Annotated in this window: 7 protein-coding genes and 3 pseudogenes; 3 read left to right on the top strand and 7 right to left on the bottom strand. The window is 59.2% G+C overall.

Annotation, left to right across the window (positions count from 1 at the left end; all coding sequences use genetic code 11):
• Positions 1 to 56: 56 nt before the first annotated feature.
• Positions 57 to 1619: an alkyl hydroperoxide reductase subunit F gene (ahpF, locus tag IN820_RS01820; protein WP_193679040.1), complete on the bottom strand. Its 1563-nt coding sequence runs from the start codon at positions 1617 to 1619 to the stop codon at positions 57 to 59.
• A 271-nt stretch (positions 1620 to 1890) separates the two neighbouring features.
• Here ahpF and IN820_RS01815 point away from each other — a divergent pair.
• A pseudogene (locus tag IN820_RS01815) lies at positions 1891 to 2003 on the top strand (IS630 family transposase); the annotation flags it as partial.
• A 37-nt stretch (positions 2004 to 2040) separates the two neighbouring features.
• On the opposite strand, the gene IN820_RS01810 reads toward IN820_RS01815, so the two are convergent.
• Positions 2041 to 3042 carry a GlxA family transcriptional regulator gene (locus IN820_RS01810; RefSeq protein WP_235989046.1) on the bottom strand — a complete coding sequence of 334 codons (1002 nt, stop codon included), beginning with the start codon at positions 3040 to 3042 and terminating at the stop codon, positions 2041 to 2043.
• A 160-nt stretch (positions 3043 to 3202) separates the two neighbouring features.
• Here IN820_RS01810 and IN820_RS01805 point away from each other — a divergent pair, with 160 nt between their 5' ends.
• Together IN820_RS01805 and IN820_RS01800 are read left to right on the top strand one after the other, a co-directional pair.
• On the top strand, positions 3203 to 3994 hold the full coding sequence (locus IN820_RS01805; RefSeq protein ID WP_193679336.1) for an isochorismatase family cysteine hydrolase: 792 nt from the start codon (positions 3203 to 3205) through the stop codon (positions 3992 to 3994).
• A gap of 229 nt (positions 3995 to 4223) precedes the next feature.
• Entirely contained in the window at positions 4224 to 5066 is an 843-nt protein-coding gene (locus IN820_RS01800; RefSeq protein ID WP_376779397.1) for an alpha/beta fold hydrolase, read from the top strand.
• 285 nt (positions 5067 to 5351) lie between these two features.
• Here IN820_RS01800 and IN820_RS01795 read toward each other — a convergent pair.
• The 5 genes and pseudogenes from IN820_RS01795 to IN820_RS01775 form a co-directional block, all read right to left on the bottom strand.
• Positions 5352 to 5639 (bottom strand): annotated as a pseudogene (locus IN820_RS01795) (type II toxin-antitoxin system RelE family toxin).
• A gap of 512 nt (positions 5640 to 6151) precedes the next feature.
• Positions 6152 to 8539 (bottom strand): TOTE conflict system archaeo-eukaryotic primase domain-containing protein, encoded by a 2388-nt coding sequence (locus IN820_RS01790; protein ID WP_193679335.1) that lies wholly within the window; start codon positions 8537 to 8539, stop codon positions 6152 to 6154.
• 38 nt (positions 8540 to 8577) lie between these two features.
• Entirely contained in the window at positions 8578 to 8865 is a 288-nt protein-coding gene (locus IN820_RS01785; protein WP_193679334.1) for a type II toxin-antitoxin system RelE family toxin, read from the bottom strand.
• A complete protein-coding gene (locus IN820_RS01780) occupies positions 8855 to 9094 on the bottom strand; it encodes a type II toxin-antitoxin system RelB/DinJ family antitoxin (RefSeq protein ID WP_193679333.1) in 240 nt (79 codons plus the stop codon). Before IN820_RS01780 ends, IN820_RS01785 begins: the two co-directional genes overlap by 11 nt.
• A 754-nt stretch (positions 9095 to 9848) precedes the next feature.
• A pseudogene (locus tag IN820_RS01775) lies at positions 9849 to 11220 on the bottom strand (IS1182 family transposase).
• Between the last annotated feature and the right edge of the window lie 69 nt (positions 11221 to 11289).

Below are 11289 nucleotides of genomic sequence, written 5' to 3'. Positions count from 1 at the left end.
AAAAAGGGAGCGGACTCGCATCCGCTCCCTTTGGTTTTCCGCACCCGCGCCCTGCGTCAGGCCGGCGCTGACGTGCGGATCAGGTGGTCGAAGGCGCTCAGCGAGGCCTTGGCCCCTTCGCCCACGGCGATCACGATCTGCTTGTACGGCACCGTGGTCACGTCGCCCGCGGCGAACACGCCGGGAACAGTGGTCTGGCCCTTGGCGTCGACGATGATCTCGCCGAAGCGGCTCAGTTCCACGCTGCCCTTGAGCCAGTCACTGTTGGGCAACAGGCCGATCTGCACGAAGATGCCTTCCAGTTCGACGTCGTGCACGGCATCGCTGGCGCGATCCTTGTAGGTGAGGCCGGTGACCTTCTGCCCATCGCCCTTGACCTCGATGGTCTGCGCCATCTTCAGCACGGTGACGTTGGGCAGGCTCTGCAGCTTGCGCTGCAGCACGGCGTCGGCCCGCAGTTGCTCGCCGAATTCCAGCAGGGTGACGTGGGCGACGATGCCGGCCAGGTCGATGGCCGCTTCCACGCCGGAGTTGCCGCCACCGATCACCGCCACGCGCTTGCCCTTGAACAGCGGGCCGTCGCAGTGCGGGCAGTAGGCGACGCCACGGCCGCGGTATTCCTGCTCGCCCGGTACGTTCATTTCGCGCCAGCGCGCGCCGGTAGCGAGGATCAGGGTCCTGGCCTTGAGCTCGCCGCCGTTCTCGAACTGCACGCGATGCAGGCCGTCTTCGCCCGCCGGGATCAGTTTGCTGGCGCGCTGCAGGTTCATGATGTCGACATCGTACTCACGCACGTGCTCTTCCAGGGCGCGGGCCAGTTTCGGGCCTTCGGTTTCCTTCACCGAGATGAAGTTCTCGATGGCCATGGTGTCGAGCACCTGGCCGCCGAAGCGCTCGGCCGCGACGCCGGTGCGGATGCCCTTGCGCGCGGCGTAGATGGCCGCCGACGCACCGGCCGGACCACCGCCGACCACCAGCACGTCGAAGGCGTCCTTGGCCTTGAGCTTCTCGGCATCGCGGGCGCTGGAGCCGGTGTCGAGCTTGGCGAGGATTTCTTCCTCGCTCATGCGGCCCTGGGTGAACAGCTCGCCGTTGAGGTAGATGCTCGGCACCGACATGATCTGCCGGCGCTCGACTTCGTCCTGGAACAGCGCGCCGTCGATGGCGACGTGGTGCACGTTGGGGTTGAGCACGGCCATCAGGTTCAGCGCCTGGACCACGTCCGGGCAGTTCTGGCAGGACAGCGAGAAGTAGGTTTCGAAGTGGTACTCGCCGTCGAGCGCCTTGATCTGCTCGATCACCTCGGGCGCGGTCTTCGACGGGTGGCCGCCGACCTGCAGCAGCGCCAGGACCAGCGAGGTGAATTCGTGGCCCATGGGGATGCCGGCGAAACGCAGGCTGATGTTGCCGCCGATGCGGTTGAGCGCGAACGACGGCTTGCGCGCATCGTCGCCGTCGGTCTTCAGGGTGATCTTGTCGCTGAGGCTGGCGATGTCCTGCAGCAGGCTCAGCATTTCCTGGGATTTCTCGCCGTCATCGAGGGACGCGACGATCTCGAAAGGCTGCGTGACCTTCTCCAGGTAGGCTTTCAACTGGGTCTTGAGATTGGTGTCCAACATTAGGCTATACCCCGTTTCAAGTTGGCTCGCCCCTCGGGCGCGATAAGGTGGATAACTTCGATGAAGATAACCTTACGCCGGCCAGGGGAGTTTCCGAAATTGATTAAAGCAGTCGGCTCGATGCACTTTGACTATCCGTAATAAAAAGAACCCGGGCTTACGGCCGGGGTTCCATCGGCGAGGGAAATGGGCACGATGACTGGCGAGGACTCATTAGCCCCTTCACCGGCACTCCATTGAGCTGGATGAATCAGCGCATCAATATCCCATAGCTCATAACGAACATTCGGCCAAGCCGTTCCGCTGGAGCAAAACGGCTGAGTCATTATCAGCTCCGTGCATCGAGCAAAGCTGGCTGTAATTCGGAATGAGTTATTGAACTAAGCAGACAAGCGCTGGACGTTCTTGTGCATTTGCCGGTTTACGTCATGTGCCCTGCGCCTGCGGCACGCCCCTCTTCCCTGGCCTGACGGATCGCCCGACGCAGTTCCTGTGGTGTCCTTCCGATTACCCGCTGGAAGCTGCGCAACATATGATCTGCATTGCCGAATCCCTGGCCTCTGGCTATCTCTTCGAAGCTCTGGTTGCCCGCCTCAATTAATGGCCTTGCAGCCTCGACGCGAAGACGTTCGATGGCTTTCGACGGCGTCACGCCGATGGTCGCTGCGAAAACCCGGCTGAACTGGCGGGCGCTCATGTGGGCCACCTCCGCCAGGCGTTGCACCGAGAGTTCCTCGCGCAGATGAATGCGTATATAACTCAGTACTGCGGACATGCGGTCTGAGCTGGGGTCGAAATCCAGCAGGGAAGAGAATTGGCGCTGTCCCCCCGGCCGGCGGTAATAGACCACCAGCATACGTGCTACGAAGCGCGCCGCGTCACTGCTCACGTCCTGCTCGATCATTGCCAGGGCCATGTCGATCCCTGCCGACATGCCCGCGGATGTCCAGACATGTCCGTCCTCGGTCCAGATGCGATCTCCATCCACGCGCAAAGACGGATAGCGTGCCTGCAATTGCGGGGCGTAGTTCCAGTGCGTGGTTGCGACTCGACCGTCGAGCAGGCCACTTTCGGCCAGAACGAACGCCCCGGTGCAGACGCTGGCTGTCCGCCGGGCGCGCGTCGAGAGATGGCGGATGGCAGTGGCCATAAGCTTCACCCAGCCACCCGCAGGCACGGCAGGGGCGCCTACGATGATGAGGGTGTCGAGGTGCTCGATGGTGTGCAGCGCGGCCGTTGCCACCTCCAGGCCTGCGGAGGTGCGCACGGACCCACCTTCCATTGAGGCGATCGTGAAGTGGTATGCCGAGGGCCGTGCACGATTGGCATGGGAGAACGCCTCGAGTGGACCGCTCAGATCCAGCAACACGAAATCCGCGTAGACCAAGAAGCAAATGTGACGGGACATGGCGATGAACCCCATCTGTTACCTGACTGGAAAACCATTACATGCACTGCCCTTCGCAGGGTCAACGCGAGGAGCGATGGCAGGCCAATAATGGCCGTAATCCAAGGATAAACGTCCTTATCAAGCATGCTGTCGGCAGTAATGTGAGTGCGCCACCTATATTGAGGACTTGCAGATGTCCATCGCCGCACTCCATCCTAGAAAAATGGTTTCTTGGTTAGCCTTGACGGGCGCCATCATTGCAACCCCGGCCATCGGCTTCGCCGCCGGGAATCCATACGCCGACCCCGTTAAACCCGCACTTCCGGCTTCCACCTTCGAATGGGACAGCAGTCGAACCGCTATGGTGGTAATCGATCCACAGATCGATTTCATGAGCCCCAAGGGCGCTGGATGGCCAGTCTTCGGCGAGAGCGTCACCGAGCAGAATCTGGTTTCCAACCTGACGCGGTTGTTCACAGCATTCAAGAAAGCCGGTGCGACGGTTGCCATCTCGCCGCACTACTACTATCCACACGACCACACATGGCAGTACGAAGCGCCAGCTGAGACCGTTCAGCACAAACTCGGTCTGTTCGACCGCAAGGGCGCTCTGATCTTGGATGGTTTCAGCAACTCCGGCGCCGACTTCATGCCGGAATTCAAACAGTTCATCGAGGATGGCAAAACCATCGTCGCATCACCTCACAAGTTGTATGGCCCGCAAAGCAATGACGTGATGCTGCAACTGCGCAAGCAACGGATCGACAAAATCATACTGGTCGGTATGGCATCCAACCTGTGCGTACAGTCGCACCTGCGCGAATTCCTCGAGCGTGGTTTCGAGGTGGTGGTGGTGCGTGATGCCATCGCAGGGCCAAAGCTCCCTGATGGCGATGGTTACGGCAGCGCCTTGGTCGATTTCCGTTACATCGCCAATGGTCTGATGACGACCGACCAGGTCGTTGCCAAGGTGCAGGACAAGTAACTTTTTATCGCGCGTATGGTTTCAGACAGTCATGGGAATCCCATGTCTCGGATGCGCGCCGCCCAATACGGAGTCAAGCATGAACGATATCAAGGATCACCGGGCTGACAGCCCTGACCGACGACAATTTCTGATTCTAGGCATGAGTGCCGCAGCCTTGTCCGCAGCCTCCCCCGGGGCTTTCGCCGCACTTACGCCTGAACACGCTTCTTCCAAGCAACAGAGGGAAATGACATTGCGCAAGGTAACCACCCAAGACGGCGTTGACATCTTTTACAAGGACTGGGGTTCGAAGAATGCCCAACCCGTGATGTTTCACCATGGCTGGCCATTGAGCAGCGACGATTGGGATAGCCAGGCGTTGTTCTTTGTTCAGCAGGGCTACCGGGTCATCGCCCATGATAGGCGTGGACATGGCCGCTCGTCCCAAGTTAGCGACGGTCATGATATGGACCACTACGCCGCGGATGTTTCGGCGGTGGTGCAGCATCTGGACCTGCGCAACGTGGTGCATGTCGGTCATTCAACCGGCGGCGGAGAGGCCGCACGCTACGTCGCCCAATATGGGCAAGCGCAAGGGCGTACAGCCAAGCTCGTGTTGATCGGCGCGGTGCCGCCGATCATGGTAAAGACCCTCGCTAATCCAGGTGGGCTGCCCATCGAAGTTTTCGATGACTTCCGCAAGCAACTGGCCGCCAACCGGGCTCAGTTCTACCTGGATGTCGCTGGGGGCCCGTTCTATGGCTTCAACCGTCCAGGGGCCGTGGTATCCCAGGGCGTCGTCCTGAATTGGTGGCGACAGGGTATGGCCGGTTCGGTGAAGGCACACTATGACGGCATCAAGGCGTTCTCCGAGACCGATTTCACAGATGATCTGCGTGCCATCAACGTCCCCACCTTGGTGATGCATGGTGACGACGATCAGATCGTTCCCATCGCCGACTCCGCGCTGTTGTCCGTCAAGTTGTTGAAACATGGCACGCTAAAAGTGTTCGAGAAGTACCCGCACGGCATGTGCACTACCCATCCCGACGTGATCAATCGGGATTTGCTGGCCTTCTTGCGCAGCTGACCCGGTACTTAACACGCTGTTCGCTACTCTCCTCTTTAGCTACGGCAACGCTAGGTTCATCCAGTCCCAGTCGGATGAATACGAGAGGTCACGATGCTTCTGGGTGATCCCATCGGTTTAACGCCTCTCGTCGTTACCCGTAGCTTTTTAAGGTTCATCGCGCTTTTTCGGGAAACGCCGCTTTGATCTTGAGGAAGAAGTAAGCGTTATCTCGGTAACCGTAGGCCATCCGCTTGATACAGCGCACTCAAACGAGCATTTTCGGCCCGTAAATGCTCAAGCAGATCACCACCATCCATCGTGCCCAGGCCACCTTTTAGTCGTAAGGGAACAGCTGATCCAGCCAGCTATTGAGGCGCTCAGCTGCTTGCGGTACGCCTGCTCACGTTCACGGCGATCAACCGCGACCACAAACACCACCACTCATGGTCGATCACCAAGCGGTAGCCGCCGCTGCGCAGCTTGAGCTTGTAGAAGTCCGGCAGCGAATGGAGACGGTTGGCTTCAATCCGCGGATTCCGCAATACTTCAGCGAGCTTTCTTCAGCTGCTGGCGAACGGTATCACCCAGCAGATACCTGTAATGATATTCGTCATTACGATGGCAGTCTTACCGCTTTTTTTGGCAACCACTTGGCATTGCTGTCGTTGTGATACTTCTCTTTGAACTGCCAAGAAAAAAGCCCCGGCACGAGGAGCCAGGGCTTGGGATTTACAAAGGCGACATCTTTAGATAGCTGATTTCATTTTGTGGGTACACGACACTTAAATCTGCCCGTCAACAAAAAATGTCGATGGGCGATAAACGTGGCATTCAGCGCCTTTTATAAATCAATGGCTTACGAGAGGAATGGGCACAATAACTGGAATGATTGAGCCAGATAAAGTGGCACTTTCCGTCGAAATTACCGAAATAAATGGCACTTTCCGTATGCCCTACCTTCGGGCGCTACAAGCCTCACAACCCGCAGCCTCCCAGCCAAGTGGGCGCTGGGCTGAACGGATTGCTAATCCGTCAATTGAACGCAGCATAGCGGGGTTCCCGGCTTTGCTGAATCCCCATCTGTCGCACGCTTTAAGGCCTTTTCAGTCCTGTGACAGAAGCTCCATTGAGCTGGATGAATCGACAAATTCATAGCCCATTGCCTTGTAGCCAGCCTGGCGCTTACTCCACATACGCAGCAAGGCTGGATGCCCGGAGTCGATGAAATCGATGATACGAACATCGGCTTTATCAGCATGCTCCCGATGCAGGCGACCCGCATACTGCTGGAGGGTGCCCCTCCAGGAAACCGGCATCGCCAGTACCAAAGTATCCAGCGCAGGATGATCGAACCCCTCACCGACCAGTTTCCCAGTGGCCAGGATCACCCTGGGTGCATAGGGTGGCAGCGCTTCCAGCTCGCCGATTAGCGCAGTACGCTGCTTCTTGGGCATCCGCCCATGCAGGGTAAACAGGTTTTCGACTCGCCCAGCCAGCCTCTCCTCAATGGAACTGAGATGATCCGTCCGCTCCGTCAGCAGCAGAATCTTTCTCCCCTGGCCAAAAGCGGCTTCGACCTCAGCCACAATCTTGTCTGTCCGCTCCGCATCGCTGCATACCTGCAAGAAGACGTCCTGAATACCAGCGCCTTCTGGCATGACGATAGGACGGGGCAACCACCTGGGGATCACCGTCAACTCAGCAGGCGCACTCTCAGGCCTCGATGCGGTATGCCGAATCGGCCCGCACTGCATGAAAATGATCGGCTGCTGGCCGTCGCGCCGGATTGGAGTTGCGGTCAGTCCCAGCACGTACCTCGCAGGGGCAGCCTTGAGAAGGGCCTCAAACGAATACGCCGACAGGTGATGGCATTCATCTATGATGATTTGCCCGTAGTTCTTTACCTGTTCGCTGACCTCACCTTGCCGCGATAGCGACTGCATGACCGCCACATCGATGATCCCGGTCGGCTTGGCCTTACCGCCGCCGATGCTGCCAACAGTCTTCTTGTCTGCCCCCAGAAACGCCTGCAATCGCTCTTTCCACTGCTGGAGCAGTTCCGTTCGGTGAACGAGTACCAGCGTGTTCACGCCACGCCGGGCAATCAAGGCAGCAGCAGTGACAGTTTTTCCGAATGCAGTCGGAGCGCAGAGGATGCCGGTGTCGTGCCCCAGCATAGCCGCCAGTGCAGCCTCCTGATCAGAACGTAGCTTTCCCACAAAGCAGACATCGATGGGCTCCCCAGCGAAGCGCTCATCATGCAGCACCAGCTCTACCTTGTTTTCATCCAACAGTGCCTGGACGTCATCCAGGCATCCGCGCGGCAGGGCAATGTGCTGCGGATAGTTTTCGGCACATCCGATGATCCGGGGCCTGTTCCACACAGGAAGGCGCATGGCCTGAGCTTTGTAGAACTCCGGATTCTGAAATGCCGCCAGCCGAATGAGCTTGTTGACCAAAGGTTGGGGCAGTTCCGACTTACTGAAATAGATCTGGTTGGCCAGGGTCACGCTCACCGACGCTGGTAACGGACAGGTCAGTTTCTGAGTCTTTTCCGGTGTGCGCTGCCAGGGCTTAGCACCATCATCATCTGTTAGGTCAGCGACACCCAACGGATGGCGACCGCCACTTGCTCGCAGAGTGACCGGTGCGATGTCCCTCACCAGCATGGGTTGGATACTAGCCAGAAATGCCCACTGATCGGGATAGGGCACCAGCGTCTCATCGACAAAAACACTGCCGCCCTGAGCACGAGCCCTCTTCTGCAAGGGCAGGGCAATCAAGTTGCCGAAACCACCCTTGGGCATGCTGTCCTGATTAGGGAAGAGCCGATCATACGAACCCAGCGTCAGCTGCCGTGTGCGCTCACAGATGTGGCTGATAATCGCCGAGCCGAGCAGCCGCGCCTCGGAGGCCAAGACGTTACTCTCGAAGAATATCCAGGCATGCGCGCCATTACCGGAGCGAGAAACCTCTACCGCAACCGGCACACCCAACTCACGACATGACTGGGCAAAGGCCGTGACATCCTCACGCCAGTCGGCTTCATCAAAGTCCACAGCCAGGAAGTAACAGGTGTCATCCGGCAGCAATGGGTAAACACCGATGACAATCTCTCCGGCCAAATGCTTGTAGAGCACCTGGTCGGTCGGCGGTAGCAACTGCCGGTACGAGCAATCGCCGCATTTGATTCGAGGCTTCTCGCACACACCTGGGCGCCATTCATTCGCACATGCGGGGGAGTAGCCGGACTTCCCGGCCTTGCTTTCCCAGCGCATGGGAAACACATCGGCACGGCCCCGAAACAGTCGCCTGAACAGTGCCAGCTTCTCATTGGTATCCAGAACCGGGACTAGCGGCGGCAGCGCAACAGCCAGCTCAGGCTCTGCCAGCTCAGCCGGTAGCCGCCACTCGACGCCATGCGCGTCCAGCAATGCGATCAGGCGAGCATTCTCAGCCCGCAGTTGCTCAAGCAGATCGTCATTACTCATCGCATCGAAACCAAACTCTGTATGACGCAGGCAGCGCGTTATTTGAGCCGCTCAGCGGCCTTGCGGTAAGCCTGCTCATGGTCACGTCGATCCACCGCGACAACAAACACCACCACCTCATGGTCGATCACCTGGTACACCAGGCGATAACCACTGCTGCGCAGTTTGATCTTGTAGCAGTCGGGTAGTGAGTGAAGTCGATTCGCCTCGACGCGCGGGTTGACCAGCACCTCCGCGAGCTTTTTCTTAAGCTGCTCGCGGACGGTATCCCCCAGCTTGCGCCACTCCTTCAGTGCCCGCGCATCGAATTCGAGGCTATAGGTCATCCAGCGAGACCTTCACGCGCTGGGGAGCAGCAAGGCGTTCGCGCACCGTAGCAATCAGGGCCTCATCCTCCTCGGTCATCAATACCGGGCGGAAGGGCAACTGGCCGCGCTCGGCCACGTATTGCAGGGTTTGGCGCATCAGTTCAGAAGGTGTGACGCCTAGCTTTTCTAGTTCCCGGTACGCGCGGACTTTAAGCTCATCGTCGATGCGGATATTGATCGAAGCCATGGGGGCGGCCTCCACGTAAAGACATTTGTCATTACGATGCCAGTCTTACGGCCTCTTGGCAACCACTTGATCACCCGGCTCAGCGATTGACGGGGATACAGTGATACTCAGCACCATGCTCAGGACTTTATTAACAAGTCTGATAGGAAAATCTCGAAGGTGCCCAGCCCACTTGCCAGGTAGCAGCAGCACCTCGGCTGTTTTTAAAGCCGGCGTTAAACGCATCGCGCGTGGCCGCGACGACATGATGCCAACGTGTTCCCCGGCTCGGTACCTGGATGTAATTAGCAGGATCACGCTCAAACGCCAGCACAGGCTCTAAGCGCGCTCATCTACAGGAACGTTCCCCTCGGTGCCGGCACCGGTTGAGCGACAATCCGATAGAGATGCCGAGGATTACCGTTATACGGTTGAAGTGCTGGACGGCCTGGCACTGTGCGTCCCGCTTTAAGTTTCGCCCAGTAGCCTCGCGGAGGCGTTGGAATCAACAGGCGGCTACACAGCTTTTTAAGGCCCACATCCGAAAGCTGGTAGCGCAATGCAACGGTCTGTACCGGCTCAGTCCAGACCTCTTCGAGCAACTTGGCACGGTCATACTCTTGATGCATCGAGGACACCTCCCTCCTAGCAGTCTGTCGGACTTGATTCACGAGTGGGCATCAGTAGCGAAGGCAAAGCGATTCGCTCACTACTCAGGCGTTTTTCGGGTGTTTTTTGCCCGAATTTCCAGAGTTCGAGCGGGTTTAGCCCATCTTTACCTGCATGGGACGGATTTGTGGCGCAAAACGGCCATGCGTTTCAAATTCCAGGCCAGACAGACCAGGCGCCATTCCCCGCTCACCTTGTCCATGCCCCGCAGCAGAAACTGACGGAATCCCATGACCGATTTGATGATGCCGAACACCGGCTCCACCGTCTGTTTGCGCAGCGCATAGAGGCGGCGTCCCGGCTGACTCTTGAGTTTGTGCGCCATGCGCTGTTGGGCGCTGGCATCCGCGTCGAGCGGTGCCGGTTCCTCGAAGCGTGCCCGCCAGTCGGGGTGGTGGTCTTCGCGTGCCACCGCCAGGTAGGGTTCGATGTCGGCCGCTTCGCAGGCGGCAATGTTGCCTTCGCTGTTGTATCCACAGTCCCCGAGCAGCGCCTGCACCTGGCCCAACGAGGCCGGTAGCGCCTTGAGCTCGGCCAGCATGGGGACGACTTGTTGCTTGTCGTTGCCCGCCTGAGTCAGGTCCTGGGCCACCACCAGCAGCGTGTCGGTATCCACCGCTGCCTGGGCGTTGTAGCACTGCTCGAAGCCGCCGTCGGTCACCCGCATGATGCGCGAGTCTTCGTCGGTGAGGTTGATTTGCTCGTGCGCCGCAGGCCCTTGCAGCGGGGCTTTGGGCGGCTTGCCGCCAGGCTTCTTACCGGTTTGTGCGGCACGCGCCGCACGCTTGGCGAGTTTCTCTTGGTAGGCGGCCTGATCCTGTTCGAAACGCACGCGGGCGCGCGCCTCGATCTTGGCCTTGGCGGCGTCCATGGCGAGCAGGCGATCTTGCCGGCGCTTGATCTCGTCGGGCAGGTCGATGCCGTCGGGGAGCTCCGCCTGGTCGGCGCTCTCGGCCAGTGCCAGGAGCTCCTGCACTTCGTCCTTGAGCTGGCGCTCGAGCACCTGGATATGGCCATAGGAAAGCGCGCTGTGGCGTGAGGCATTAGCGTGTAGCTTGGTACCGTCGAGGCTGATGGTGCCGAGCTTGAGCAGCTTCATTTCGCCTGCCAGTTCCAGCACCTGGAGGAAGATATCGGCCAACTCGTCGAGGAAACGGCGGCGGAAGCTGGCCAGGGTATCGTGATCGGAGTGGCTGCCGGCGGCCAGGTAACGGAAGGCGAGCGAGTCGTAAGTGGCGCGTTCGATCTTGCGACTGGAAAAGGTCCCGCTGGTATAGCCGTAGACCAGCAGACTGGGCAGCACCTCGGGGTGATAGGCGGCGCTGCCGCGTCCGCCATACGCGGGTCAGCGCGCCCAGGTCGAGTCGTTCGATGGCTTCGAGAATGAAACGGGCCAGGTGGTCTTCAGGCAACCAGTCGTCCAGCGACGGCGGAAGCAGGTAGTCGGTCTTGCGGTCGATCGGGCGAAGGCGGCTCATACGGGGCATCGGCTAGGCGGTGCCGGGATTATCCTCAGATGAAGCGAGAAAGTCCGACAGGCTGCTAGG

The organism is Pseudomonas lopnurensis, from assembly GCF_015070855.1.
Taxonomy (GTDB): domain Bacteria; phylum Pseudomonadota; class Gammaproteobacteria; order Pseudomonadales; family Pseudomonadaceae; genus Stutzerimonas; species Stutzerimonas lopnurensis.
This window is presented reverse-complemented; position numbering and strand designations above follow the sequence as displayed.